The organism is Dyella sp. C9, assembly GCF_003332825.1.
Taxonomy (GTDB): domain Bacteria; phylum Pseudomonadota; class Gammaproteobacteria; order Xanthomonadales; family Rhodanobacteraceae; genus Dyella.
On the sequence record NZ_QIRF01000005.1, the window covers coordinates 239,489 to 264,646 of the forward strand.

Consider the following 25,158-nt stretch of genomic DNA (forward strand, 5'->3'; position numbering starts at 1 on the left):
CGACCGATCGCCACGCTGTCGGGTCTGCGCCTGCGCTACCCGCCCTTCGTTCCCTTGCGTTGCTTGCGTACCGGCGCGGCTTCGGCCTGGTCCTCGTGCCAGCCGCTCATGCGTGCCCGCAGGCGCACGATGGCTTGGCCGTGGATCTGGCAGACCCGCGATTCGGTGACGCCGAGTACGGCGCCGATCTCTTTGAGGTTCAGCTCCTCCTCGTAATACAGCGACATCACCAGCTGCTCGCGCTCGGGCAAGCCGCCGATGGCCTCGATCAGCGCCTCGCGCATGCCGTTGTGCTCGACGCTGTCCTGCGGCCCCAGGCTTTCGCCATCGGCCACATCGAACGCCGCACCGCCGTCGGCATCGTCCGGCGCCGACAAGCTGAGTAGGCGCGCACTCGCCGCGTCGGCCAGCACCTGGTGGTACTCCTCCGCCGCCATGCCCAGCCGCCGCATCACTTCGACGTCATCGGCATCGGCGCCGGTTTCAATCTCGATCTGGCGCACCACCTCGGCCATCTCGCGAACCTTGCGGTGCACCGAACGGGGGGTCCAGTCGGTGCGCCGCAGCTCGTCGAGCATGGCGCCACGGATGCGGATACCCGCAAACGTCTCGAAGCTCGCGTTGCGTCCTGTGGTGAAATTTCGCGCAGCTTCCAGCAGCCCGATCATGCCCGCCTGGATCAGGTCGCTCACGTCCACGCTCGGCGGCAACCTGCCCATCAGGTGATAGGCAATTCGACGCACGAGCGGCGCGTGCTGGCGAACCAGTTCGTCGGCACTCTGCTTTTGCAGTTGCAGGTATTCGGAAGCCACGCTCATCTCACCACCCCGTCGCTACTGCGGTCTGTCTGCTGAAGAACGCAATGCGGTCCAGCCCCAGTCGCTCGGGTTCACCCCATGTATCGACCGCACCTGCCAATTGCTTGAATGCCTGTCCCGACCGGCTCGATGGCCACAAATCGACCACCGCGCCCTGCCGCCGGATCGCCTGCTTGAGGCGTTCGTCGTGCGGGACCATGCCCATGAATTCCAGCGCCACGTCGAGGAAGCGGTCGCATACGCGGGCCAGCTTCTGGTGCAGCACGCGGGCCTCGCTGGCGTTGCGCACCATGTTGGCCACCATGCGGAAGCGGCGCACCCCGAACTCGCGGCTCAGGACCTTGAGCAGCGCGTAGGCATCGGTGAGCGAGGCCGGCTCGTCGCAGACCACCAGCACCACGTCGTCGGCGGCGGCGGCAAACATGGCCACGTTGTCGGACACCCCGGCGGCGGTATCCACCAGCAGGTAGTCCGGCGGCACCGCCAGGTCGTCGAAGGCGCGGATCACCGCGGCGTGCTCGCCGTTGCCCAGCTGGGCCAGGCGGCGTGCACCCGAACCGGCCGGCACAACCTTCAGGCCGTGCGGCGCCGGCAACAGCAGATCCTCGATGCCGCAGCTGCCGTCGAGCAGGTGTCCGATGTGATGGGTGGGCGTGAGGCCCAGCAACACGTCGACATTGGCCAGGCCCATGTCGGCATCGAGCAGGATCACCTGGTGACCGGCGATCGCCAGGGCCATGCCCAGGTTCACCGACACCGTGGTCTTGCCCACGCCACCCTTGCCGCCGGCGACGGCGATGGCGCGGCAGCGACGCTGCGCCCCGCCGTTGCCGCCCAGGCCCCTGGCATGGTCGCTGGTGGACGACGGTTTGCTGCCGTGGCGGTCAGCCAGCGCGCGCAGCATGCTCTCCAGGCCCACGGCCTGATTCATTGCGAAGACACCGTTCATGCGTTGGCCACCGCCAGTCCGAAGCGTTCGGCCATGACATCGTCATCGGCCGCACTGTTGCTCTTGAGTACCTGCGCCGCGCGGCACACCAGCACACGCGCATCCGCGGTGGCGATGTCCTCCGGCACGCGCTGGCCATCAGTGATGTAGTCGAGCGCGAGCTTGTGGCGGATCACCACCGACAGCGCGCCCCCGAGGCTGGGCGCCTCGTCCAATTTGGTGAGGATGCAGGCGTGCGGTTTCACCGGCAGGTAGGCGCGCACTGCCTCGTCGAGCGAGGAGGCATGGGCGTTGGCCGCCAGCACCAGGCAGGCACGCAGCTCGCCGCCCTGCCCCAGCACTTCCAATTGCTCGGCCAGGCGCGGATCGTTGCCGGCCAGGCCTGCGGTATCCACCAGCACGGTATGGCAACCGCGCAGCAGGCTCAGCACCTGTCCCAGGCTCTCGGCGTCGTAGGCCGGATACACGCGCACGCCGAGCAGGCGACCGTAGTGCTCCAGCTGCGCCGCCGCGCCGATGCGGTAGTGGTCGGTGCTGACCAGCGCCACCTGCGAGGCGCCGTGGCGCATCACCGCGCGCGCCGCCAGCTTGGCGATGGTGGTGGTTTTGCCCACGCCGGTGGGGCCGACCAGGGCGATCACGCCCTGGCGCTCGGACTCGTCGCGGCGGCTGATCGACAGGCTGCGGCTGAGCACGCCCAGCGGCAGGTAGCGCGCCTGCTCGGCGTTGATGTCCACCGGCAGTTCGTTGACCAGCTGGCGTGCCACGTCGGGCTCGATGCCAAGCCGGGTCATCTCGCGCAGCACGCGAGCACGCATCGGCTGGCGGCGCTCCATGTCGTTCCACACCAGGCTGGAAAGCTGCGTCTCCAGCAGGTCGCGCAGGCTGCCCAGCTCGGCGCGCACGCGCGCGGTGTCCTGCATGGCGCGCTCGAGCAGCGGATGCAGGGTGGCGGTCGTCTCGGCGGGCACCTCGGCGTCGACGGCCTTCGCCGACACCTCCGGCACCGCGGCCACGGGCTGCGGCTGCACCGGCGGCAAGGGCGCACGACGCGGCACCATCATGCTGACCACGTCTTCTTCGCGACGGCTGGCCGGCGGCAGCGGCGGCGGCAGCACTTCCTGGCGGCGCGCCGCCAGCGTGGGCAGTTCCTCGTTGGAAGGTGCCGTGTTGACTGCCGGCGTGGGCTGTTCCACCGGCAACGGTGCACCGTGCCGTGCGGCTTCGCGCACCAGGGCTTCATCGAAGTCGACGGCCGCGATGATCTCGATGCCGTCATCCATCCTGCGCGTGGACAGGATCACCGCATCCGGGCCCTGCTCCTCGCGCACTTCTCGCATGGCCTGTCGCATGTCGGCGGCCACGAAACGCTTGATCTTCATGCCTTGCTCCGCAATTGAACGGCGGAAACGTCGGGTTGCGCGTGCAGTACCCGCCGGCTCTCCATGCTGTGCTGCCATTGCTGTTCCAACGTCCTACCCTCCATTTCCACTTCCCGTTCTTATCGACCCAGTGCCTGCACCAAACGCACCCTGCGGTTGTCCGGCACCTCGTTGTAAGCCAGTACGTGCAGGTTCTGTGCCACGTGGCGCGTGAAGCGCGCGAGCCATGGACGCAACTGCGGCGCGACCAGCAACACGGCCGGTTCGCCGCTCATTTCCTGCTTGCGCGAAGCCTCCGCGACGCCCTGTTGCAGGCGGTCGGCAAGACCCGGCTCCACCGCGGCGCCCGCCACACCGCCATTTGCGAGGGATCCGAGCAGGATCTGCTCCAGTTCCGGCGCCAGCGTGATGACCGGGATCTCGGTGCCCAGGCCAGTGATCTCCTGCACGATCTGGCGACCCAACGCCACGCGCACGGCGGCGGTGAGAGTGCCGGGATCCTGACTCTGTCCTGCGTGCTCCGCCAAGGATTCGACGATGGAGCGCATGTTGCGGATCGGCACGCGTTCGGCGAGCAGGTTCTGCATCACCTTCACCACCACGCCCAGCGACAGGCGCTTGGGTACCAGGTCCTCGACCAGCTTCGGCGCGCTCTGCGCCAGGCGGTCCAGCAGCTGCTGCACGTCCTGGTGGCCAAGCAGCTCGTGCGCGTGACCCTGCAGGATGTGCGACAGATGGGTGGCGATCACCGTCGCCGGATCGACCACCGTGTAGCCCAGGCTCTGCGCCTGTTCGCGATGGCCCGGTTCGATCCACAGCGCTTCCAGGCCAAAGGCCGGATCGCGCGTGGCGATGCCTTGCAGGCCGTCCTGCACGCGGCCGGGGTTGATCGCCAGCAGGCGGTCGTTGTGCACCTCGGCCTCGCCCATCGGCACGCCCATCAGGGTGATGCGGTAGGTGCTGGGGCCCAGGTCGAGGTTGTCGCGGATATGCACCGCCGGCACCAGGAAACCCAGCTCCTGGGAAAGCTTGCGGCGCACCGATTTGATGCGGCCCATCAGCTCGCCGCCCTGGTGGGTATCCACCAGCGGAATCAGGCGATAGCCCACTTCCAGGCCCAGCGGATCGACGCTGGCGACGTCTTCCCAGCCCAGTTCCAGGCGCTCGGTCGGCTGCGCCGGCGGCGGGGTTTCGGCGGCCAGCTTGGCCACGCGTTCCTTGGCCTCGCGGTCGCGCTTGGTCATCAGGTAGGCCGCACCGCCGCAGCTGGCGCCCAGCAGCAGGAAGGCGATGTTGGGCATGCCGGGGATCAGGCCCATCACGCCGAGCACTGCGCCGGCCACCGCCAGCGCGCGCGGCTGGCCGAACACCTGGCCGATCAGCTGCTTGCCCATGTCCTGCGACTTGGACACGCGGGTGACGATCACCGCAGTGGCGATCGAGAGCATCAGCGAGGGCACCTGCGCCACCAGGCCGTCACCGATGGTGAGCAGGGTGTAGGTCTTGGCGGCCTCCGAGGCGGACAGGCCGTGCTGCATCACGCCGACGAAGAAGCCGCCGACGATGTTGATCAGCAGGATCAGGATGCCCGCGGTGGCGTCACCGCGCACGAACTTGGAGGCACCATCCATCGAACCGTAGAAGTCCGCCTCCTCGCGCACTTCCTGGCGGCGCTCGCGTGCCTGTTCCTGGTTGAGCAGGCCGGCGTTGAGATCGGCGTCGATCGCCATCTGCTTGCCGGGCATGGCGTCCAGGGTGAAGCGCGCGGTCACTTCGGACACACGGGTGGCCCCCTTGGTGACCACCACGAAGTTGATGATGGTGAGGATGGCGAACACCACCAGGCCCACCGCGAAGTTGCCGCCGATGACGAACTCGCCGAACGCCTCGATCACCTTGCCCGCGGCGCCGGGGCCGTCGTGGCCGTGCAGCAGCACCACGCGGGTGGAGGCGATGTTCAGCGCCAGTCGCAGCAGCGTGGCCATCAGCACCACGGTGGGGAAGGCCGCGAATTCCAGCGGGCGCATCACGTAGATCACCGCCAGCAGGATCACCAGCGACAACGCGATGTTGAAGCTGAACAGCATGTCGAGGATGAACGGCGGCAGCGGCAGCATCATCATCGCCAGCATGGCGAGCATGATCACCGGCGCGCCGATGCCGCGGCGTCCGAGGGTCTTGAGGCTGTCGATGGCGGTAGCAGTGGCCATGCGTGGTTCCGTCAGAATTTGTAGGGACCCATCAGGTCCGGGTCGACATCGGGTTGCGGGGCGCGTGGCGGTTCGTCACCGCGCGCCATCGCCTGCTTGAGCTGGAATACATAGGCCAGCACCTGTGCCACCGCGACATACAGCGAGGCGGGGATTTCGCGGTCGAGCTGGGTGGTGGCGTACAGCGCGCGCGCCAGTGGCGGCGCCTCCACCATCGGGATGCGATGGCTGCCGGCCACCAGGCGAATCTGCAGGGCCAGTTCGTCCATGCCCTTGGCGATCACGCGCGGCGCGCCCATGCGACCGTCGTCGTAGCGCAGCGCCACCGCGAAGTGGCTGGGGTTGGTCACCACCACGTCGGCCTTGGGCAGCTCCTGCATCATGCGCTTGCGCGCCATCTGGAACTGCAGCTGGCGGATGCGGCCCTTGAGTTCCGGGTTGCCGTCGTTTTCCTTCGACTCGTCCTTGAGCTCCTGGCGGGTCATGCGCAGGCGCTTGTTGTGGTCGAACTTCTGGTACAGCGCATCGGCACCGCCGATCAGCGCCAGGATCGAGCCGAACAGCAAGGCGCCATGGCCGAGCAGGCCCATCGCCTTGAGCATGCCGGCGCCCACCTCGCCGCGGCCGGTGGACATCAGGTCGTCCTGCCAGTTTTTCAGCACCATCACCAGCACGGCGCCGATCAGCAGCAGCTTGAGCAACGACTTGCCCAGTTCCACCAGGCCACGCATGGCGAAGATGCGTCCCAGGCCCTCGATGGGGTTGAGCCGCTCGAATTTCGGCTGCAGCGCCTCGGCACTGAAATTGAGGCCGCCCAGCAACACCGGCGCGGCCAGCGCGGCCAGCACCGTGGCCAGCGCCACCGGCGCCATCAGCAGCAGCGCCTCGTGCAGGGCCTGCACCAGCACGCGCGTGGGCAGCGCATCGGTGAACAGCGCGTCGCGGCCATAGTTCAGGCCCAGCCCATAGATGCGGCGCACGTGTTCCATGGCGCCTTCGCCGCCACTGATCAGCGCGGACACGCCGGCCAGCACCACCACCGAACCCGACAGGTCGCGCGAGCGCGGTACATCGCCCTTTTCACGCGCTTCGCGCAGGCGTTTTTCTGATGGTTGTTCGGTGCGTTCCTGATCGTCCTGCTCAGCCATGGCGCTGCCTCCTTATCCGCCCGCCAGCTCGTGCATCAGCGTCCATGCGCTGTTCTGCAGGGATTCGAAGGCACCCGGCACGCTGCGCAGCGAAAGCCACAGGGCCACGAAGCCCAGCGTTACCGTGATCGGAAAGCCCACCGCGAAGAGATTCATCGAGGGTGCTGCGCGGCTGATCGCGGCGAAGCCGATGTTCACCATCAGCAGCGAGGTCATCGCCGGCAGCGCGACGCGCACGGCCCCGCCAAACAGCTGCGTACCGAAGGCGACCACCGCGTGCAGGCTGTTGGCATCAATGGCCGATGCGCCGGGCGGCAGCGTGCCGAAGCTGTCGGCCAGCAGCGCGATCAGGCGCAGGTGGCCATCCATCACCAGGAACAGCAGGGTCACCATCAGCAGGTAGAACTGGCTGATCACCGGCGAGCTGCCGCCACCGCGGGGATCGACCGTTTCGGCAAAGCCCAGGCTCATGCTCTGCCCCACCAGCTGACCGCCCAGCGACACCGCCTCGAAGGCGAGCTTCAGGACGAAGCCGATCGCCGCGCCGATCAGCACCTGGCTGACCATGGTGGCGACGCCCTCGGCCGAGGCGAGGTCGATCTGGGTCGGCGCCAGCGGCGCCAGCACCACGGCCAGCACCAGCATCACGCCCAGGCGCAGGCGCTTGGGCATCACCGCATCGCCAAACACCGGCGCCAGCAGGCAGGCGCCGCTCACCCGCCCGATCGCCCACAGCAGCGAGCCGAGCAGATGCTGGATCTGGGCGAGGTCGACGTTGGTCACTTCACTGCCCCCGGCAGGCTCTCGATCAACTGGCGGGTGAACTGCACCAGCGTGCGCAGCATCCACGGCCCGGCGATCAGGCCGACCACAGCCATGCAGATGACCTTGGGGATGAAGCTCAGGGTCATTTCGTTGATCTGCGTGGCGGCCTGCACCACGCCGATGATCAGGCCCACCAGCAGCGCGGTGAGCAGCAACGGCGCGGCGATCATCATCGCCACGTAAAGCGCGTGCTGGCCGAACTCGATGACGGACTCAGGCGTCATGGCGCGGCTCCGGCGTTCGTTCTCCGCGGGGGAAAGTTGGGGTGACGGATGGGTGCTTGCGCAAGCGCGCATCCTCCTCACCGTCATCCCAGCGAAAGCTGGGATCCAGTGCCTCTTCCACGCATGTGCGACAACCCGCGAAAGTCGCTGGATCCCAGCTTTCGCTGGGATGACGGGCATGGAAAGGGGCAGCAGGCGCGCTCCCCTCGCCCCAACCTTCTCCACCTGGGAGAGAGGGCGCAAACCGCGGCACGCTCATGTATAGAAACTCCCCGCCAGCGTGCCCAGCAACAACGTCCAGCCATCCACCAGCACGAACAGCATGATCTTGAAGGGCAGCGAGATGATGGTGGGCGACACCATCATCATGCCCATCGACATCAGCACGCTGGCCACCACCAGGTCGATGATCAGGAACGGGATGAACAGCAGGAAGCCCATCTGGAACGCGGTCTTCAGCTCGCTGGTGACGAAGGCCGGCATCGCTACGCGAAACGGCACATCGTCCTTGCTCGCATAGGGCTTTTCATTGGCCAGGCGGGTGAACAGCTGCAGGTCCGCCTCGCGGGTCTGGTCGAGCATGAAGCGCCGGAACGGTGCGGCAGCGGCCGGCAAGGCCTGCTCGGCGGCCATGGTGCCGTCCATGTACGGCTTCACGCCATCGGTATAGGCGTGATTGAGCACCGGCGACATCACGAACAGGGTGAGGAACAGCGACAGTCCCAGCATGATCTGGTTGGACGGCGTGGACTGCGTACCCAGCGCCTGGCGCAGGAAGCCGAGCACGATGATGATGCGCGTGAACGAGGTCATCATCAGCAGCACGGCGGGCAGCAGCGAAAGCACCGTCATCAGTGCCAGCAACTGCAGCGACAGCGTCCAGTTCTGCGCGCCACCCGGCGCGTTCTGCACGGTCAGCACGGGGATGCCGGCCGGCGAGGCGGGCATCTGCGGCATGCTCGGCATGACCGGGGCAGCCCAGGCCAGCATCGGCACCAGCAGCAGGGCCAGCAGGAGAATCCAGCGTCGGTATTTCTTCATGGGGTGCGCTTCCAGCGGGCCAGCACGTCGCCAAAGCCGGGCATCGGCGGCGCCGGCACGGCTTCCGGAGCCGCGCCGTCATAGACATGCAGCGTGCGGACGCCGCCCTGGCCCACGCCCAGCAGCAGGCGCTTGCCATCGGCGTCGACCAGCAGCACGCGCTCGCGCGCGCCCACCGCCATGCTCTCCACGCAACGCAGTCGGCGCCCGCCCGGCGCGGTGCGCGACTGCAGGCGCCGGCTGAGCCAGCCGGCGGCGAAGATCAGCGCCACGATGCCGAGCAGGCTCAGCAGCACGCGCACCAGTTCGCCGCCGACGTTCAGTTCCGGCACGGTGGCAACCGGCAAGGCCAGGGCAAGCATCATCGGGATCACCGCAGCTTGCGCACGCGTTCGGCCGGGCTGATCACGTCGGTGAGACGGATACCGAAGCGCTCGTTGATCACCACCACCTCGCCGTGGGCGACCAGGGTGCCGTTGACGAACACATCCAGCGGCTCGCCGGCGGAACGATCCAGTTCCACCACCGAGCCCTGGTTGAGCTGCAGCAGGTTGCGGATGCTGATGCGGGTGCGCCCCACTTCCATGGCCAGGGTCACCGGCACATCGAGGATCATGTCCAGGTTCACCTCGGTACCCTCGGTGCCGTGCGTGGTGAGCGGATCGAACTCTACGCGCTGGGTCGCGCCGAGGACGGCGTCGTTGGTCGTGGTCATGCGGGGTTGATCTCCGTGGCGATTTCGTTGGACAGGCGCACTTCCCGGCGGCCTGTCTGGGCATGGAAGCGGATGGCGTTGCGGCCGTTGTTCTGGCCATAGCGGGCGCGGAAGACGGGAACGTCCTCGGCGAAGACGGTGGACAATTCGGGCATCTGCACCGGGATCACGTCGCCAGGACGAAGACGCAGGAACTCGCCGATGCTCAGGCGCGTCTCGAGCAGCAGCGAGCTAAGCTCCACCTCGGCATCGAGCACTTCGTCGTGCAGCATCTCGGCCCAGCGCTGGTCGCGGTCGACGCGGTCGCTCTGCACGCCGGCATCGAGCAGGGTGCGGATCGGCTCGACCATCGCGTACGGCAGGGTGAGATGCACTTCACCGCCGCCGCCGTCGAGTTCGACGTGGAACTTGGACACCACCACCGTTTCGGTGGGGCTCACGATATTGGCGAACTGAGGGTTGATCTCCGAGTTCATGTACTCGAAGTTCAGCGGCATCACCGGCGCCCACGCTTCTGCCATCGCGGCGAACAGCTCGGTGAGCATGATCTGGATGACGCGCGTCTCGGTCGGGGTGAAGTCGCGACCCTCGATGCGTGCATGGAAACGACCGTCGCCACCGAAGAAGTTGTCGATCACGGTAAATACCAGGCGCGGCTCCATCACCACCAGCGCTGTACCGCGCAGCGGCTTGATGCGTACCAGGTTGAGGTTGCTCGGCACGGTGAGGCCGTGCACGTACTCGGCGAACTTGATCATCTTCACGCCCAGCACCGAGACCTCGCAGGTCTTGCGCAGCACGCCGAACACGGCGGTGCGGAAGAAGCGCGCGAAACGGTCGTTGACCATCTCCAGCGTGGGCAGGCGGCCGCGCACGATGCGGTCCTGCTGGGTGAAGTCGTAGGAGATCACCGAATCGGGCGGCAACGGTTCGTCGTTGCCGGTCTCAACCGTGCCGCCCTCAACGCCATCCAGCAGGGCGTCGATTTCTTCCTGTGAAAGCAAGTCGCTCATGGCGCCTTCCCGTCACTGCATCACGAAGCTGGTGAAGTACAGCGCCTCGATGCCGGGACGGCCCAGGCGCTGTTCCAGGATCTTGCGCACGGCGTCCAGCGCCTGTGCCTGCAGCTTCTGCTTGCCCGAGGCGTCGCTGAGGATGGTGTAATCCTGGCTGCTGAACAGCATCACCAGCGCGTTGCGGATCACCGGGTCTGCGTCCTTGGCCGCGGCCAGCGCAGCCGCGTCGTGCGACATCAGGCTCACGCCCACCTGCAGGAAGCGCATGGACTGGTCGTCCTTGAAATTCACCACGAACGGCGGGTCCATGGTGAGGAACTGCTCCTGCTTGGACATCACCACCTTCGCCTCTTCGGCGGGCTCGTGGGCGCGCGCCCCGAGCAGCACATAGGCGCACACGCCGGCCATGGCCAGCATGCCCACGCCCATCACCATCACCATCTTGGACGTGCCCTGCTTGCGGGGCGCCCCGGTGTTTTCAGATACCTGCTCGTTCTGAGCCATGCCAAATCCCTGTCAGTCGCGAAAGCCGTCCCACTCGACGCGAGTGGACATGCCTGCTGGTAGCAAACGCCATGCCACCGAGGAAAAGCCTTGTTTCAAGGGCATTTAGGCCAAGCCCGAGCGGCGGGCGGCGCTTTCTTGACGCGTGACGGGGAGCGGTCGCGACGCGCCGATGGCAGGCTGTCGAAAGCTTGTCGCGTATTGCACGCCCCCATGCCGGTGCCTGGTCGATCTGCCGCTACCGTGCCGCATCTGCAGGAGCGCGCCCTGTGCGCGACCAGATCGGAGCAAGGGCCGAGAGGTGAGTGGTGAGGGCGCGCAGTCCGGCTACCTGGAGCCATCTGCAGGCTGTGACGGAGGTGCGGGCTTGCGCCCTCGTTACGCGCCCCTCGCCTCTGGCGTTCCGCTGCGTAGGGCTTTCGCGCACAGGGTGCGCTCCTACAGGGGCGTTGCTACGCCCTCTCGCCCCTGGCGTTCCGCTGCGCAGGGTTGGTTGCGATCTGTTGCCGGACTCGCCCGCCGCTCAGGCGAACATGTCGAGCAGGCCCACGGCCTGCACCACCGGCGCGGCGACGGACGCGAGGTCGCCGCTGTCGCTCGCCTGGCCGTCCGCGGAGTTTGCGCTACCCGCGCTGGCCTGCCCGTCCGAGGTGTTCTGGCCGCTGCTGCCCTGCCCCACCTGGGCCTGTCCAAGCGTAAGGCCATGGTGGGCCAGCATGGAATCGAGCTGGCTCAGCGTCTGCTGCACGGCGTGCACGGCGTTGGGATGCTGGGCGATGAAACTGACGTCGACATGCGTCTGCTGCACGCTGACTTTCACGTCCAGCGGCCCCAGGTCTTCCGGATGCAGCGTGATGCGGGCCTGCTTGATCTCCTGCCCACCCAGCCAGGCTACCTGTTGCCCCAACTCCTGCGCAAACGCCGGCGTGCCGACGCTGGACTGCATGGCGAGCGCATGGGCCGGAGCCGCCTGTGCAGCGTTGGCCTGGGCTTGCATCATCGGTGCGGTCACCACGCCCAGGGCGTCGAGCGGATTGCCGTGCGTGCCGCTGGACTGTGCGGGCTGGCTGCCCTGCGTGGCGGTGGCAAGGAGCTTGACCTCGGCGCCGAGCGCCGAACCGGCGTTGGCGGCATCGTCACCGGCATCGTCAGCCAGCGCATCGAGCGCGGCATTGCCATCGTCGTCGCCGGCCTTGGCCGCGTCGAGCAGGTCGTCGGCATCGGCCGGCATGCCGGCCGTGGCCTTGACTGTCGTGGTGATACCCGTGGTACCGGTGGCAGCCACCGTCGCATTCGGGGCGGCGCCGGCCGGCGCGGGCGCCGGAGCGGCCTGCGCGGGAATGCTCTGGCCCAGCAGGGCAAGCATCGCCGTGGCGGGGTCCTGCGGTGCATTGGGATCGGTGGCGGCGGCCTTGTCGCCGTCCTTCTGCGTGCCCTGCGCCTGCACGGGATTCCATACCGAGCCCTTGCCCTGGGCATCGCTGGCCGCATCCAAAGCCGTGGCGGCGGACTGCGCCGTGCCCGACGCTTGGGCCGACGAAGTGTTGTTCGTGGATGAGCTCGAGCCATGCGCCGTGCGTTGCGCCGATGGGCGCGATGCGCCCGACTGCGTGGTCGACGGCTGCTGCGACGATGCCTGCTGTGCCGCCTGCTGCTGGTAGGCCTGCCGCAGCGGCGTGCTGAAATCACTGGACGAGCTGTCCGACGCGGAACCGCTGGAAGGCGCGGGGCTGCTCGACGTGGACGGCGGCGTGTTCACCAACAGGGCCAGGGACGGCGTCATGGGGACATCTCCAACGGTGCTTGGGGGCACGTGCGGTTCATCGCGGCTGCGCCCGGTGGGGTCGACGGTGCTGCATGCGCTCGTCGATCTCGGCCTGTTCGCGGCGCTCTTCGCTCTTTCGTTCCTGCTCACGGAAGCGCTCGCTCACGCTGCCCAGCGCCTGCTCGCGTGCATGCGCATCACGCCACTGGCCGCGGGCGTGGTCGAGTTGCCGGTTGAGACGGGCCACTTCGATGGTCTGTTGCGCGATCACCTGGTCGATGCGTTCGACGAAGCGTCGGCGATTGAGCAGTACGGCGATGCTGACGCCATCGGCGTTCTCACCGTACTCCTCGCGGTAGCGCTGCAGTTCCAGCAGCTGTTGCTCGGCCTTGGCCACGCGCTGCTGATGCTCGGCGAGCTTCTGCATCGCCGCCTCCTGGCGTTCGCGCGCCAGGTCGGCGGCCGGCTGCAGGCGCGTGGCGCGGGAGCTCACGGCGAGCCTCCGGCGGTGAGCGCTTCCAGGGCGGCGATGGCGTCACCCAGCGTGGTGGGTGCGTCTACCTCCTGCTGCAGGAAGTCGCGCAGGCGCGGCCACATCGCGATGGCGTGGTCCACCTGGGGGTCCGAGCCTTTCTGGTAGGCACCCACGGCGATCAGGTCACGCTGCTGCCGGTAGGCCGAATAGACCTGGCGGAAGCGCTGCGCCGCGCGCAGGTGCTCGCGCTCCACCACGGCGGGCATCACGCGGCTGATCGAGGCCTCGATGTCGATGGCCGGATAGTGGCCCGACTCGGCCAGGTCTCGCGACAGCACGATGTGGCCGTCGAGGATGGCGCGCGAGGCATCGGCGATCGGGTCGTGGCGATAGTCGTCGCCCTCGGTGAGCACGGTGTAGAACGCGGTGATCGACCCCCGGCCCTCGGCATCGTTGCCGGCCCGCTCCACCAGCGCCGGCAGCATGGCGAACACTGACGGCGGATAGCCCTTGGTGGCCGGCGGCTCGCCGATGGCCAGGGCGATCTCGCGCTGCGCCTGCGCATAGCGCGTGATCGAGTCCATCAGCAGCAGCACGCGCTGCCCACGGTCGCGGAACCACTCGGCGATGGCGGTGGCGTACTGCGCGCCACGCAGGCGCTTGAGCGGAGGCGCATCGGCCGGCGCCGCCACGATGACCGCACGAGCGCGCCCTTCCGGGCCCAGCGTGTGTTCAACGAATTCCTTCACTTCGCGGCCGCGCTCGCCGATCAGGCCCACCACCACCACGTCGGCGTCGGTGTAGCGCGTCATCATGCCCAGCAGTGTGGACTTGCCCACGCCCGAGCCGGCGAACAGGCCCAGGCGCTGGCCACGGCCCACGCTGAGCAGCGCGTTGATCGCGCGCACGCCGGTGTCCAGCGGCGTATCGATCGGCTTGCGCGCCATCGGGTTGATCGGCTCGCGCTTGAGGGTGGCATGTTCGTCCACGTCGAGCGGGCCCATGCCATCGAGCGGCGCACCATCGGCGCCCACCACGCGCCCCAGCAGGGCCATGCCCACCGGCAGGCCGCTGGCATGGGCACAGGGACGCACGCGCGCATTGGGCAGCACGCCGTGCATCTCGGTCACCGGCATCAGCAGCAGGCGCTCGTCGGCGAAGCCGACCACTTCGGTATCCAGTTCACTGCCATCGGCAGTGGTGACCATGCAGCGTGCACCCAGCGGGGCCTCGCAGCCTTCCGCTTCCAGGGTGAGGCCCACCACGCGGCGCAGCCGGCCTTCCACGGTGAGCGTGTGCGCGCCCTGCGCGCGCAGGCGGCGGCGTGCCAGCCGCTCCTGCCAAAGCTCCGTGCGCGAATGGCCGGCGGCCGTCATCCGCGCACCTCGTCCGCATCGGCGTCGAGGTCTTCGCCGTCGGAGCCGAGCACGGCATCGACCACGGCAGCCAGGCGCGTCTCCACGCGAGCATCCAGGCGCGAGCGTTCGCTCTCGAGGATGCAGTCACCGCGCTGCAGGGTCGGGTCGGCCACCAGGTGCCAGTGGTTTTCCGCGGCACCCAGCGTGCGCATCAGGGCGAGATCGTCCGCGTGCAGGCGCACGCGTAGGCTGCCGGTGGATGCCGGCAGTGCAAGCGCGGCCTGCCGTACCGCCTCGACCACCAGGTCGGGCGAGCTGCGCAGTTCGTGCGACAGCACCTGGCGCGCGGCAGTCATGGCCAGCCGCGCCAGTTCCAGTTCCACCAATTCGTCCATCGAGTGCAGCGGGCGCGCCGCCGACTCCAGCAAGGCATCGAGGCGACGGATGCGCTCGTTGATCACATCGCATGCCGCCGCCATGCCCTCGGCATGACCGGCCGCGTAGCCCTCGTCGTGCGCCTGGCGCTGGATTTCCTCCAGGTCGCGCACGGTGGGCTGGGCCACCGGCTCGGCAACGGGCTCCGGCGCGGGCTCCGGATCGCCCACCTCGGGCGGCTGCCAGCGCTCGAAGGCGAAGAAATGGTCGTGGGTGAGCACCGCGTTCATGCGACCAGCTCGTCACCGGTACCGGACAGATTGATGGTGCCCGCGTCGGCCAGCTTGCGCGCGATGGCGAGCACTTCCTTCTGTGCAGCGGCGACTTCGCTGAGGCGCACCGGACCGGACACCTCCAGGTCGTCGCGCAACATGTCGGCGGCGCGCTTGGACATGTTGGCGAAGATGCGCTCGCGCACGCCGGGCTCGGCACCCTTGAGCGCCGTGACCAGGCGGGCCGTCGGCACTTCGCGCAGCAGGGTCTGCATGCTGCGGTCGTCCAGCTCGGCGAGGTCCTCGAACACGAACATCAGCTCTTCGATGCGGCCACCCAGGCCGGCGTCGTGGCTGCGGATGGCGCTCATCAGCTCGTTTTCGCGACTGGATTCCATCGCGTTGAGGATATTGGCCGCGGCCTTGAGGCCACCCACGCTGGCGGACTTGAGCTTCTTGGTGTTGCCGCCGGCGAACTGGCGCTCCATGATCTCATCCAGCTCGTTGAGCGCGTGCGGTTGCACGCCATCGAGCGTGGCAATGCGCATCACCGCGTCGCTGCGCGTGCGCGGCGGCAGGTAGCCGATCACCTCGGCCGCCTGGTCGGGCTCCAGGTGTGCCAGCACCAGCGCGATGATCTGCGGGTGCTCCTGCCCGATCATCTCGGCGATGGCGCGGCTCTCCATCCACTTGAGCGACTCCAGGCCCTTGCTGGTGCGGCCGAGCAGGATGCGGTCGATCAGGCCGCCCGCCTTGTTCTCGCCCAGCGCGTTGACCAGGATCTTGCGGATGTATTCCTCGGTGCCGACGCCCAGCGAGGTATGCCGGCCCATGTCCTCGTTGAGGCGTTCGAGCACGTGCTCCACCTGCTCGCGCGACACGTTGGTGAGGCTGGCCATGGCGCTGCCCACGGCTTGTACGTCGCGCGCGCTGAGGTGCCTGAGCACCTCGGCGGCGTCCTGCTCACCCAGGGTAAGCAGGAGAATGGCCGCGCGCTGCGCGCCGCCCAGTTGCAATTCTGCCTTCATAGTTCGTTCCGCCCGACTGCCTGCATTGCCGATGCCAACCCTAGGGACCTTGCGCGAAGCGGTGCGCCCCGCTTCACGCATATCGGCCACGCGCGTGCTTTCCCAAGCCGCACCACCGGTGCGGCCGTCATGGGGGCGCGGGCCGACTTAACCGCCATCCTCGCCCACCCAGTTCTTGACCACCTGCGCCACCTGCTTGGGGTTCTCGCCAACCATGCGGCGAGCCAGCCCGATGCGCTGCTCGTAGGCGAGCGTGGGGTTCACCGCCAGGCGCGCCATGCCGTCGTCTTCCTCGTCCGCGTCGTCGACGCGCACGGAGATGGTGGGCATGGACATCTCCTGCGCCAGCGCCAGTTCCTTGCTCGCGGACGGGCTGCGGGTGAGGCCACGCAGCAACGGGCGCAGCAGGCCGAATGCCACCAGCAGCGCAACCAGGATGCCAGCGCCCTGCTTGATGAGATCCAGCATGCCCGGACGTTCCCAGAACGCCACCGGTGGCGGCGTGGAATCGGTATTGGCGTCCTGGTGGAACGGCTGGTTGATCACGCTCACGCTGTCGCCGCGCGACTCGTTGTAGCCCACCGCATTGCGGGTCAGCGTGGTGAGGTGATCCAGCTCCTGCGGGGTGAACGGCACGCTCTTGGGACCCTTGTCCCCGGTAACGCTCTTGTTGTCCACCACCACCGCCACCGTCAGGCGCGCGAGGCGGCCAGCCGGGTCGCTGACATGGCTGATAGTGCGGTCAAGCTCGTAGTTGCGCGTGGCGCTGCTGGAGGTCTCGCCAGGTTGCTGCGCCTGCGCCGTGGTGGCGTTGGCGCCCTTGCCCGGGGCCTTGCCGGCGTTGGGACGCGCCGCCGTCGGCTGCGCCACCGTGTTGGGCGGCTGGTTGCTCAACGCGCCCGGCACGCCGGCATCGTTGGCCTCGCCCACGCGCTGCTGGCTGTTGGTCTGCTCGCTGCGCAGCGCAGGATGCTCGTGGTCGTAGGTTTCGGTGGCCTTCTCGGTTTCGCTGAAGTCCAGATCCGCATAGACCTGCGCACGCACCTTGCCGCTGCCGACCAGCGGGGTCAGCAATTCCTCGATGCGCTGCGCATAGGTGTTCTCGATGCGGGTGGCCAGGCGCAGGCGCGCATCACCGATCGCACTGGCGCTGGCCGGGTCGCGGTTGGTGAGCAGCTGGCCCTGCTGGTCCACCACCGACACCTGCTTGGGATCGAGGCTGGGCACGCTGGAAGCCACCAGGTGCACGATCGCCGCCACCTGGCTCGCATCGAGCTGGCGGCCGGGGTACAGCGTGACCAGCACCGAGGCGCTGGCCTCGTGGTTGTCGCGAATGAACGCCGATGGCTTGGGCAGCGCGAGATGCACGCGCGCCGAGCGCACCGACTGCAGGCCGGCGATGGTGTTGCCCAGGTCCGTCTCCAGCAGCTGCTGGTAACGCGTGCGCTCGGCCAGGTCGCTCATGCCGAACGGCGAATCGGCACCGGGCACCGTGGTGGTGGTGGCGCTGCCCTGCGGCAGCCCCTGCGCGGCCAGCTTGAGGCGGATCGCGGCGAGATCGGCGGCCGGCACCATGATCGAGCTGCCGTCGGCGCCCAGCGTGTAAGGCGTGTTGGAAGCCTGCAACGCCTGGGTGACGGCAGCGGCATCCTTCTGTTCGAGGCCGGCATACAGCAGCCCGTAGCTGGGGCCGCGCGACCACAGCACCACGGCCACGCCGAGCGCTACGGCAGCCGCCACGCCTATCAGCAGCAGCAGCTGCCGGGAGGCCGGCGTACGCGCCAGCTGCTTGAGGTCCAGGCGAGAACCGGCGCTTTCGTCGGTGGTCGCTAGGGCGTTATCTGCCATGAAGACTGCCCGTGTAGTAGGAACGCGAAGACATGATCACTGCACCGGTCAGACCGGCATGTTCATGATGTTGTTGTAGGCGTCGACCAGCTTGTTGCGCACCTGGGCCAGCGTGTTCAACGAAAGGTCGGCCTTGTTGATGGCGACCATGGTGCGACCGAGATCGGCACCGGCGTCGCCCCGCTCGAAGCCTGCGGCGAGCTGCCCTGCTTCGGTCTGTGCGTCGGCCACGGAAGAAATCGACTTCTTCAGCAGGCTGGAGAAGTCCGTCTGCGAGGCATTCGCCGCGGCCGCGGTGAATGACTGCTCGGCGGGCTTCACCTGCAGGGAAAGCTGGCGCATCTGCGACAGCAGGTTGTTGACGTCGATCTGACTCATGACGGAAATCCAGCGCGTGACGGGTTACGGGTGTGTAAATGCACAAGCTGTGCCAGCAAGACGCAAGCTTGCGAAAGTATGCGCGCAACGCAGGTTTGGCCTGCGTTTCTGCGCGCCCTGCCTCAGGCCTGCAGGCTCGGCTGCAGGCCGTACTTGCGCAGCTTTTCCACCAGCGTCGTGCGCTGCATGCGCAACAATTTCGCCGCGTGCGCCACCACGCCACCGGTAACGTCAAGCGCTTGACGGATGAGACCGACCTCGATGTCGGCAAGGTGATCCTTCAGGTCGATTCCACCCTCGGGCAGCATCACCAGCGAGTCGGACGACACCACCGCCATCGGCTCCGGCAGCGTGCTCGACTGGCCGGTCATCAGCGATAGCAGCGCCGCGCCGCGCACTTCCTCGACCACCTGCTGGCCCCGGTACTTCTCGGGCAGGTCGCTCACCCGCACTTCGCTGTGCGGATAAAGGATGGAAAGGCGCTCCACCAGGTTGTACAGCTCGCGCACGTTGCCCGGCCATGCATAGCCGTGCAGTGCATGCATGGCGCCGGCGCTGAAGCGCACGCCGGCCAGCCCGCGGCGCGACAGGCGCTGGTTGAACTCGGCCACCAGATCCGGCAGGTCGTCCAGGTGATCGCGCAACGAGGGCATTTCCAGCGGGAACACGCTCAGGCGGTAATAAAGGTCTTCGCGGAACTGGCCGTTCGCGATGGCGTCTTCCAGGTTGCGATGGGTCGCCGCGATGATGCGCACGTCGCAGCGCTGGGTACGGTTGCTGCCCACGCGCTCGAACACGCGCTCCTGCAGCACACGCAGCAGCTTCACCTGCATGGGCAGGCTCATGTCGCCGATCTCGTCGAGGAACAGCGTGCCGCCCTCGGCCAGCTCGAAGCGGCCCTTGCGCGTGCTGATGGCGCCGGTGAACGCACCCTTTTCGTGGCCGAACAGCTCGCTTTCCAGCAGTTCGGCGGGAATCGCGCCGCAGTTGATCGCCACGAACGGCTTGTCGCGACGGGAGGAGCACTCATGGATGCTGCGCGCCACCATCTCCTTGCCGGTGCCCGATTCGCCCAGTACCAGCACGCTGGAGTCGAACGGCGCCACCTGGCGCACCAGCGCGTTCACGCGGGCCATCGGGCCGGAACTGCCGACCAGGCGCAATTCGGGGCGACGCTGCACCGCCTGGGCCTGCGGTCCGCGCAGCGCCTCGGTGAGCTGCTCGTAGCGCAGGGGGAACTCGATAACGCCCACACGCGCGGCAAACGGCGACGAGCTGGCACCCAGCCTCGCCATCCAGGCCGAATCCGACGCGAGCAGCACCATCACATGGGCAGCGGCCGAACCCAGCAAGGAAAACTGGCGCTCGGCCTCGGCGTCGTCCTCGACATTACCTACATAGACGGCGCGCCATGCGTGGGCCGGGTCTTCGGCGTCGAAGCCCTCCTCGCCACGCAGCGGCCGATAGCCAAGGAACTGGAGTGCCGAAACTACTGTCTCCGCCCTGCGGTGATCGGACTCGATCACCAGTACATCGAACTTTCCCATGCCCGACTCTCGTGCTTGCTGCTTCATCTATGGAACCCCTAACCCCTGGACTGCAGCGTCGGCATTACGTCAATCCGTCGCCGCTTGCGGGAGAAGTTCAGCAAGAAGAAGGCCAGCTCAGCACGAAATTCCGGCGCTCCAGGCCGCACACAGGTGCCAACTTGCGTCACCCCGGAAAGCGGACCTTTGCGGCATCCGCGAAGGTACGCCGCAGGCCACTGAATCCATTAGGTAATTTCTGCGCAAGATTTCAGCGAAAGAGTGACCTGCAGCGGCAGCGCCGCGAGATCTGCGTCAAAGATTTTTCGCGTCGAGTTTTCGTAGCGTGATACGTATCACATATTGGCTGAGCCCACGCGGACGGCGTCAAATCAGGCTCTGGCGACGTTCTGCCACTTTGCGTCGATGATGGCGAAACACGAGACGCTCAATCGCGTCACCCGTGGTTTCGTCGAGATTTTCGAACGCCACGAAAACGTGATTGCCATCACACTCTTGCACGAGCCGTGCCGGAAGCTCCAGCGGCAGCGCCAGACATCCGTCGAAATGCAGTCGCAACAGGCCAGTGGCCATGGAAGCAGGCCACAGCTCGTTCGGCAGCACCGCGCCAATGGCATTGAAGCGCAGCGCGGCGCGCGGCGGCAGGTTGGCATCGCGGCTCAGCCACTGGTCGAACATGGCCATCAGCACGTTGAGCTTGCTGTCGAGTCTCGCCACTTCCTGCGTCAAAGGATTGTCGTTGTCGGAAGGTTCGGCGCGACGCTCGGTGAATGCGGCCAGCGTGGACAACACGCTGATATTGCGTTCGCGCAAGGCACCTTGTTGCAGGTCGCCCAAGGGCAGCGTCGCCGCCTCGCAGCCTGCGTGCAGGCTGTCGTCAAAATTCACGCGCTCGGAAAATGCCAGCCAGGTTGGTTCTTGCATACGCCCTTCGTTCGTCGGCCGCGGCCTGAGCGCCGCGGCCCCATTATGCGCAACCGCGCGCCCGAGCCGCGCACGGCCTGCCGTGACGGTTTTCAGTCGCCGGATGCAGCGAGGTACGAATGCAGGGCGCGCCGGGTGCGCTGGTGCTCGCCCAGCTGGGAACCCAGGTCGTCATGCGCCGTGCCGGCCAGCACGCGGACTTCGTCGTTGTGCTCCAGCAGCAGCTGGAACGTCTCGCCCAGTTTGGGATCCATGGCCGGCAGGCTGTACAGCAGTTCGTCGCGCAACTTCAGGTCCTGGGCCACGTGTTCCCACGCGCCGTCACGGGCGCGCCCCACCATGCGGGCGCTGATTTCGACCAGGTCGGCGGCGGTATCCGAATGGCTCACGCTGCCGCGCCCTGCTGGGATGCCAGGAACGTCGGGCGAATTTTCTGCCACGCCTCGCGCACCGGGGACAGCAGTTCCAAAACCTCGTCGAACGCGCGATCGTCATTGTTGAGCTGGGCCGCCAGCAGGCGGCGGCCGACATAGTCATAGAGCGAGTCGAGCCGGGTGGCCAGCTGGCCACCCGCGTCGTGGTTCAAGGTGCCGCGCAGCTCGATCAGGATCGCCTGGGCCCGCGCGAAGTGCGTGCCCTTGGCGGGCACGTCGCCACGATGGGCTGCGCCACGCGCCTGCGTGATGCGATCGATCAGGCCGTCGTAGAGCAGGCTGGTGAGCTGGTGCCGGTCGGCCCCCTCGACCTTTCCGCGAACGTTGGTCTCCTGGTACATCGCGCTGGCGTTGCGCATGGAACCGTAGGTCATCGTCTGGCGTCCTTGTTCAGCTCTTCGAGCTGCTGGAGTCGTTCAGCTGGGCCAGCGCCGTGGTCAGGTAGCTGCTCGTGCTGTTGAGCGACGACATCAGCGTGTCCAGGTTGGTGTACTGCGTCTGCAGCTGCTGCTGGTAGACCGCCATGCGCGCGGTCAGCGCGGTCTGCTCGGTCTGCAGCTGGGTCAGCTGGCTGTTGATGCTGGTGATCTGCGACGGGATGATGCCCGAGCCCGAGGTGGTGAAGACGTTCAGCGCGTTGTTGAGCGTGGTGGCATAGCCGGTGGTGCTGCTGAACAGGTTCTGCACGGCGCTGGGGTTGGTGCTCAGCGCGCTGTTGAGCGTATCGGTGTCGATGCTCAGCGTGCCGTCGGCCTGTCGGGTGATGCCGAGGTTGGCCAGCGTGCCGATGCTGTTGCCCTTGACCGAGCCGCTCAGCACCTGGTTGATCTGGTTCTGCACCTGGGTCATGGTCGAGTTGCCGAGCAGCAGACCCGCCGTGTTGGTGGTGGAGTCGTAGCTGGTCAGCGAACTGGCCGTGGACACATAGCTGTTGTAGGCCGTAACGAAGGCCTGGATGGCGCTCGACGCGGCCGACGTGTCCTGCGACACCGTCAGCTGGTTGGTGCCCGTGGAGGTGAGGTTCAGCGTGACGCCGTCCAGCGCGCCGCTCACTGAGTTGGATGCACTGGTGATAGCGATGCCGTTGAGCGTGAGCTCGGCGTTCTGCGCCTCGTTGCTGCCGGCGGTGTTGAGCTGGGTAGCCAGCGACTGCAGGCCGCTGCTGCTGGTGGAGTCCGCGCTGACCGTGAAGGCGTTGGCCGTACCGGTCTTCTGCGAGGTGAGGATCAGCTGCTGGCCGTTGACGCCGTTGACGATGGTGGCGTTCACGCCCGGGTTGGACGAGGAACTGTTGATCGCCGCAGCGATGTCCGACAGCGTGTTGGTAGCCGACACCGCGATGGTCATGGTGCTGGAACCCACCGCGATGGTGAGGTTGCCCGCGCCGACCGCCGTGCCCGTGGTCACCGCGCTGCTGGTGCGCGACTGTGCCGTGGCCAGCTGGCTTACCGCCACCGTGTAGGTGCCCGGCTGGGCACTGCTCATGGTGGTGGCCGTACCGATGCTGCTGCCACCGCTGGTGGACGCAAGCGTCGCGTTGTAGCTCTGGTAGGTGCTGGTCGTGGTGAGCGCGCTCAGCGCGCTCTGCAGCGAGGACAGCGCCGTGTTGAGCTGGGTGAGGCCGTTCAACTGGTTGTTGAGCGCCGTGGTCTGGTTGGTGATCGACTGCTGCGGCGCCGCCTGGCGTGCCGCCACCAGCGCACTGACGATGGAACTGACGTCCAGGCCCGAACCGATGCCGGCTGCGCTGAGGATCGACTGGCCCGTACCGCTGCTCGACGTGCTGGAGCTGCTGGACGAGCTCGACGACGAACTCGATGTGCCGGAGCTGCTGCCGGTCAGAGAGCTGAGCAGGGAGCTCAGACTGCTGCTGGTGGAGCTGGTGCTGGAGGTAGTCATCGGTAGGGTTCTCTCAGGTATCTTGGGAATCTGCCTGCGTCAAAGATCCGTCGAGCCGCTGGCAAAGACCTCTATATGCAAGGTCTTTGCCAGCGACTTGCGAACCAGCCACCGGACCGCATTGCAGCCCGGTGGCTCATTCCGCTGGCGGGATCACGTCGCGCGTGATCCCTTCACGCGGTTACTGCTGCAGCAGCTTCAACACCTGCTGCGGGTTGGAGTTGGCCTGGGCCAGCACCGAGATACCGGCCTGCTGCAGCACCTGCGCCTGGCTGAGCGCGGCGGTTTCGGCAGCGAAGTCGGCGTCCTGGATGGTCGACTGCGACGACTGCAGGTTGGTGGTCTGTGCCTGCACCGTCGAGATCGTCGACTGGAAGCGGTTCTGCACCGCGCCCAGCTGCGCCGAGAAGTTGCTGACCGTGGTCAGGGCAACGTCGATGCGCGAGATCAGGTCGTTGGCACTGTCCACGGTGAGCACGCTGCCGTTGGCCAGCGAGCCACCCGTGTCGGCCGTGTCACCCGAGGCATAGGCATTGCCGGTGTTGGCGTCCGAGGCCTTGCCGGTGATGATGTTGCCCGCGGTGGTGCCGGCCGAACCCACCGTATCGGTGATCGTCAGCGCGCTCTGCGAGTAGAAATTGACGCCGGTGCCCGCCGAGTTCACGGCAGCGCTGACGCCGGTGATGCCGGCGGCATTGATCGCATCGGACAGGTCTTGCAGGCTGCTCACGCCGGCCAGGCTGACCTGCGTGCCGTTGATGGTCAGCGTTTCGTTCGAGGTGTCGCCGGTGGCGGCCGCGGCATTGGAGCCGTCGGTGGCCAGCACCGGGGTACCGCCGGTGGTGAGCGTGCCGCCCAGCGAATCGCCGCTGGCCAGGGTCAGTTCACCGGTGGTGGCGTCGACCGAGGCCACATTGGTGCCCGCGGCGGTGTTGATAGCGGCTGCCAGGCTGCTGACGCTGTTGTACGTGCCCGGGGCGACATTGTAGGTATTGGTGCCGTCGGTGACGGTCAGGCCACCCGAGGCCACGGTCAGGCCGGTGCCGACATTGATCGCGCCGGTGTCCACTTCGGCGACCTGGCCCATGGCGCTGGCCTTGACGCTGGTGCCCAGGCTCACGCTGATGGTCTGGCCGACGTTGGCGCCGATCTGGAAGCTCTTGGTCTTCAACGAACCATCCAGCACGTTCGAACCGTTGAACGTGGTCTGGTTCGCGATGCGGGTGATTTCCTGCAGGCGCTGCTGCACTTCCTGGTCGATCGAAGCGCGGTCGGCGTCGGTGTAGGTGCCGTTGGCGGCCTGCACGGCCAGGTCGCGGATCGCCTGGAGGTTGGCGGTGACCTGGTCCAGCGCGGAACCGGCGGTCTGTGCCAGGTTGATCGCATCGGATGCATTCGCGCTGGCCTGGTTCAGGCCGCCGATCTGCGTGGTGTACTGCTGCGAGATCGCGAAGCCTGCGGCATTGTCCGCGGCGCTGTTGATCTTCAGGCCCGAGGACAGGCGCTCGGTAGCCTGGGAAAGCGCGCTCTGCGACTTGCTCAGGTTGTTCTGGGTCTGCAGCGAGGAAATATTGGTGTTGATGACGAGAGACATGGCGTTTCTCCTACGGGACCGTCGCCGGTCTAATTGTGTGTTGGTGCCGGCAGCTGGCCTCCACACAGGAGCGCCAACCGCCTCAGGGAACTTTTCGGCCCTCCCGCGGATTTCTTGAGCTTGACATCCCACTTTTTTCGCGACGCGGCGCGCAAAAAAAACCGGACCGACAAGCGGCCCGGTTTTTTTCCTTCTGGTATCCCGGCCACGCAGGCGTGGCCCGGTGCTTACCCGTTACTGCAACAGCTTGAGCACCTGCTGCGGGTTGGAGTTGGCCTGGGCCAGCACCGAGATACCCGCCTGCTGAAGCACCTGCGCCTGGCTCAGTGCGGCCGTCTCGGACGCAAAGTCAGCGTCCTGGATGGTCGACTGCGACGACTGCAGGTTGGTGGTCTGTGCCTGCACCGTCGAGATCGTCGACTGGAAGCG

The 25,158-nt window shown here is 67.2% G+C and carries 26 protein-coding genes; all 26 read right to left on the reverse strand.

Annotated elements, in window-relative coordinates; all coding sequences use genetic code 11:
- Positions 1-35 precede the first annotated feature (35 nt).
- Positions 36-818, reverse strand: a complete 783-nt coding sequence (locus DVU99_RS09480; RefSeq protein ID WP_114239959.1) for an RNA polymerase sigma factor FliA — start codon at positions 816-818, stop codon at positions 36-38.
- A 1-nt stretch (position 819) separates the two neighbouring features.
- Positions 820-1,749, reverse strand: a complete 930-nt coding sequence (locus DVU99_RS09485) for a MinD/ParA family protein (protein ID WP_114239960.1) — start codon at positions 1,747-1,749, stop codon at positions 820-822.
- A 14-nt stretch (positions 1,750-1,763) separates the two neighbouring features.
- Positions 1,764-3,149 carry a flagellar biosynthesis protein FlhF gene (gene flhF, locus DVU99_RS09490; protein WP_114239961.1) on the reverse strand — a complete coding sequence of 462 codons (1,386 nt, stop codon included), beginning with the start codon at positions 3,147-3,149 and terminating at the stop codon, positions 1,764-1,766.
- A 119-nt stretch (positions 3,150-3,268) separates the two neighbouring features.
- Positions 3,269-5,359 carry a flagellar biosynthesis protein FlhA gene (gene flhA / locus DVU99_RS09495; protein ID WP_114239962.1) on the reverse strand — a complete coding sequence of 697 codons (2,091 nt, stop codon included), beginning with the start codon at positions 5,357-5,359 and terminating at the stop codon, positions 3,269-3,271.
- Between the two features lie 11 nt (positions 5,360-5,370).
- Positions 5,371-6,507: a flagellar biosynthesis protein FlhB gene (gene flhB / locus DVU99_RS09500; protein WP_114239963.1), complete on the reverse strand. Its 1,137-nt coding sequence runs from the start codon at positions 6,505-6,507 to the stop codon at positions 5,371-5,373.
- A 12-nt stretch (positions 6,508-6,519) separates the two neighbouring features.
- Entirely contained in the window at positions 6,520-7,290 is a 771-nt protein-coding gene (gene fliR / locus DVU99_RS09505) for a flagellar biosynthetic protein FliR (protein ID WP_114239964.1), read from the reverse strand.
- On the reverse strand, positions 7,287-7,556 hold the full coding sequence (fliQ, locus tag DVU99_RS09510; RefSeq protein ID WP_114239965.1) for a flagellar biosynthesis protein FliQ: 270 nt from the start codon (positions 7,554-7,556) through the stop codon (positions 7,287-7,289). The genes fliR and fliQ overlap by 4 nt, the downstream gene beginning before the upstream one ends.
- 255 nt (positions 7,557-7,811) lie before the next feature.
- Positions 7,812-8,597 carry a flagellar type III secretion system pore protein FliP gene (fliP, locus tag DVU99_RS09520; protein ID WP_304529405.1) on the reverse strand — a complete coding sequence of 262 codons (786 nt, stop codon included), beginning with the start codon at positions 8,595-8,597 and terminating at the stop codon, positions 7,812-7,814.
- Positions 8,594-8,962 (reverse strand): flagellar biosynthetic protein FliO, encoded by a 369-nt coding sequence (gene fliO, locus DVU99_RS09525; protein WP_232823535.1) that lies wholly within the window; start codon positions 8,960-8,962, stop codon positions 8,594-8,596. Before fliO ends, fliP begins: the two co-directional genes overlap by 4 nt.
- A gap of 5 nt (positions 8,963-8,967) precedes the next feature.
- Positions 8,968-9,312, reverse strand: coding sequence for a flagellar motor switch protein FliN (gene fliN, locus DVU99_RS09530; protein WP_114239967.1), 345 nt, complete (start codon positions 9,310-9,312; stop codon positions 8,968-8,970).
- Positions 9,309-10,325: a flagellar motor switch protein FliM gene (gene fliM, locus DVU99_RS09535; RefSeq protein WP_114239968.1), complete on the reverse strand. Its 1,017-nt coding sequence runs from the start codon at positions 10,323-10,325 to the stop codon at positions 9,309-9,311. The genes fliN and fliM overlap by 4 nt, the downstream gene beginning before the upstream one ends.
- Before the next feature lie 12 nt (positions 10,326-10,337).
- Positions 10,338-10,832 (reverse strand): flagellar basal body-associated protein FliL, encoded by a 495-nt coding sequence (gene fliL, locus DVU99_RS09540; protein ID WP_114239969.1) that lies wholly within the window; start codon positions 10,830-10,832, stop codon positions 10,338-10,340.
- 523 nt (positions 10,833-11,355) lie between these two features.
- Positions 11,356-12,615, reverse strand: coding sequence for a flagellar hook-length control protein FliK (locus DVU99_RS09545; protein ID WP_114239970.1), 1,260 nt, complete (start codon positions 12,613-12,615; stop codon positions 11,356-11,358).
- 37 nt (positions 12,616-12,652) lie between these two features.
- Entirely contained in the window at positions 12,653-13,090 is a 438-nt protein-coding gene (gene fliJ, locus DVU99_RS09550; protein WP_114239971.1) for a flagellar export protein FliJ, read from the reverse strand.
- Positions 13,087-14,448, reverse strand: a complete 1,362-nt coding sequence (gene fliI / locus DVU99_RS09555) for a flagellar protein export ATPase FliI (RefSeq protein WP_114239972.1) — start codon at positions 14,446-14,448, stop codon at positions 13,087-13,089. Before fliI ends, fliJ begins: the two co-directional genes overlap by 4 nt.
- A complete protein-coding gene (locus DVU99_RS09560; RefSeq protein ID WP_114239973.1) occupies positions 14,445-15,095 on the reverse strand; it encodes a flagellar assembly protein FliH in 651 nt (216 codons plus the stop codon). The genes fliI and DVU99_RS09560 overlap by 4 nt, the downstream gene beginning before the upstream one ends.
- Positions 15,092-16,087 carry a flagellar motor switch protein FliG gene (gene fliG / locus DVU99_RS09565; RefSeq protein ID WP_198670250.1) on the reverse strand — a complete coding sequence of 332 codons (996 nt, stop codon included), beginning with the start codon at positions 16,085-16,087 and terminating at the stop codon, positions 15,092-15,094. Before fliG ends, DVU99_RS09560 begins: the two co-directional genes overlap by 4 nt.
- Positions 16,088-16,252: 165 nt before the next feature.
- Positions 16,253-17,953, reverse strand: a complete 1,701-nt coding sequence (gene fliF / locus DVU99_RS09570; RefSeq protein WP_114239975.1) for a flagellar basal-body MS-ring/collar protein FliF — start codon at positions 17,951-17,953, stop codon at positions 16,253-16,255.
- Positions 17,954-18,001: 48 nt separating this feature from the next.
- Positions 18,002-18,331 (reverse strand): flagellar hook-basal body complex protein FliE, encoded by a 330-nt coding sequence (gene fliE, locus DVU99_RS09575; protein WP_114239976.1) that lies wholly within the window; start codon positions 18,329-18,331, stop codon positions 18,002-18,004.
- Between the two features lie 122 nt (positions 18,332-18,453).
- A complete protein-coding gene (locus DVU99_RS09580) occupies positions 18,454-19,878 on the reverse strand; it encodes a sigma-54-dependent Fis family transcriptional regulator (RefSeq protein ID WP_114239977.1) in 1,425 nt (474 codons plus the stop codon).
- A 366-nt stretch (positions 19,879-20,244) separates the two neighbouring features.
- The gene (locus DVU99_RS09585) at positions 20,245-20,715 is read right to left on the reverse strand and encodes a PilZ domain-containing protein (protein ID WP_232823536.1); all 471 of its coding nucleotides are present in this window, start codon (positions 20,713-20,715) and stop codon (positions 20,245-20,247) included.
- 179 nt (positions 20,716-20,894) lie between these two features.
- Entirely contained in the window at positions 20,895-21,191 is a 297-nt protein-coding gene (gene fliT, locus DVU99_RS09590) for a flagellar protein FliT (RefSeq protein WP_114239979.1), read from the reverse strand.
- Positions 21,188-21,610, reverse strand: a complete 423-nt coding sequence (fliS, locus tag DVU99_RS09595) for a flagellar export chaperone FliS (protein WP_114239980.1) — start codon at positions 21,608-21,610, stop codon at positions 21,188-21,190. Before fliS ends, fliT begins: the two co-directional genes overlap by 4 nt.
- Positions 21,611-21,626: 16 nt before the next feature.
- Positions 21,627-23,135 (reverse strand): flagellar filament capping protein FliD, encoded by a 1,509-nt coding sequence (fliD, locus tag DVU99_RS09600; RefSeq protein WP_114239981.1) that lies wholly within the window; start codon positions 23,133-23,135, stop codon positions 21,627-21,629.
- 181 nt (positions 23,136-23,316) lie between these two features.
- The gene (locus DVU99_RS09605) at positions 23,317-24,729 is read right to left on the reverse strand and encodes a flagellin (protein ID WP_114239982.1); all 1,413 of its coding nucleotides are present in this window, start codon (positions 24,727-24,729) and stop codon (positions 23,317-23,319) included.
- A 234-nt stretch (positions 24,730-24,963) separates the two neighbouring features.
- On the reverse strand, positions 24,964-25,158 hold a 195-nt coding region (locus DVU99_RS09610; RefSeq protein WP_255412912.1), incomplete at its 5' end, for a flagellin.

Excerpts from the sequence above, each read along its gene's own strand:
- fliF (WP_114239975.1), bottom strand. The coding sequence starts at position 17,953 with ATGGCAGATAACGCCCTAGCGACCACCGACGAAAGCGCCGGTTCTCGC.
- DVU99_RS09545 (WP_114239970.1), bottom strand. The coding sequence starts at position 12,615 with ATGACGCCGTCCCTGGCCCTGTTGGTGAACACGCCGCCGTCCACGTCG.
- fliN (WP_114239967.1), bottom strand. The coding sequence starts at position 9,312 with ATGACCACGACCAACGACGCCGTCCTCGGCGCGACCCAGCGCGTAGAG.
- flhA (WP_114239962.1), bottom strand. The coding sequence starts at position 5,359 with ATGGCCACTGCTACCGCCATCGACAGCCTCAAGACCCTCGGACGCCGC.
- DVU99_RS09485 (WP_114239960.1), bottom strand. The coding sequence starts at position 1,749 with ATGAATCAGGCCGTGGGCCTGGAGAGCATGCTGCGCGCGCTGGCTGAC.
- DVU99_RS09480 (WP_114239959.1), bottom strand. The coding sequence starts at position 818 with ATGAGCGTGGCTTCCGAATACCTGCAACTGCAAAAGCAGAGTGCCGAC.
- fliP (WP_304529405.1), bottom strand. The coding sequence starts at position 8,597 with ATGAAGAAATACCGACGCTGGATTCTCCTGCTGGCCCTGCTGCTGGTG.
- fliI (WP_114239972.1), bottom strand. The coding sequence starts at position 14,448 with ATGACGGCCGCCGGCCATTCGCGCACGGAGCTTTGGCAGGAGCGGCTG.
- DVU99_RS09605 (WP_114239982.1), bottom strand. The coding sequence starts at position 24,729 with ATGTCTCTCGTCATCAACACCAATATTTCCTCGCTGCAGACCCAGAAC.
- DVU99_RS09580 (WP_114239977.1), bottom strand. The coding sequence starts at position 19,878 with ATGGGAAAGTTCGATGTACTGGTGATCGAGTCCGATCACCGCAGGGCG.
- fliS (WP_114239980.1), bottom strand. The coding sequence starts at position 21,610 with ATGACCTACGGTTCCATGCGCAACGCCAGCGCGATGTACCAGGAGACC.
- fliM (WP_114239968.1), bottom strand. The coding sequence starts at position 10,325 with ATGAGCGACTTGCTTTCACAGGAAGAAATCGACGCCCTGCTGGATGGC.
- fliO (WP_232823535.1), bottom strand. The coding sequence starts at position 8,962 with ATGATGCTTGCCCTGGCCTTGCCGGTTGCCACCGTGCCGGAACTGAAC.
- flhB (WP_114239963.1), bottom strand. The coding sequence starts at position 6,507 with ATGGCTGAGCAGGACGATCAGGAACGCACCGAACAACCATCAGAAAAA.
- fliE (WP_114239976.1), bottom strand. The coding sequence starts at position 18,331 with ATGAGTCAGATCGACGTCAACAACCTGCTGTCGCAGATGCGCCAGCTT.
- fliD (WP_114239981.1), bottom strand. The coding sequence starts at position 23,135 with ATGACTACCTCCAGCACCAGCTCCACCAGCAGCAGTCTGAGCTCCCTG.
- fliQ (WP_114239965.1), bottom strand. The coding sequence starts at position 7,556 with ATGACGCCTGAGTCCGTCATCGAGTTCGGCCAGCACGCGCTTTACGTG.
- DVU99_RS09560 (WP_114239973.1), bottom strand. The coding sequence starts at position 15,095 with ATGAACGCGGTGCTCACCCACGACCATTTCTTCGCCTTCGAGCGCTGG.
- flhF (WP_114239961.1), bottom strand. The coding sequence starts at position 3,149 with ATGAAGATCAAGCGTTTCGTGGCCGCCGACATGCGACAGGCCATGCGA.
- fliL (WP_114239969.1), bottom strand. The coding sequence starts at position 10,832 with ATGGCTCAGAACGAGCAGGTATCTGAAAACACCGGGGCGCCCCGCAAG.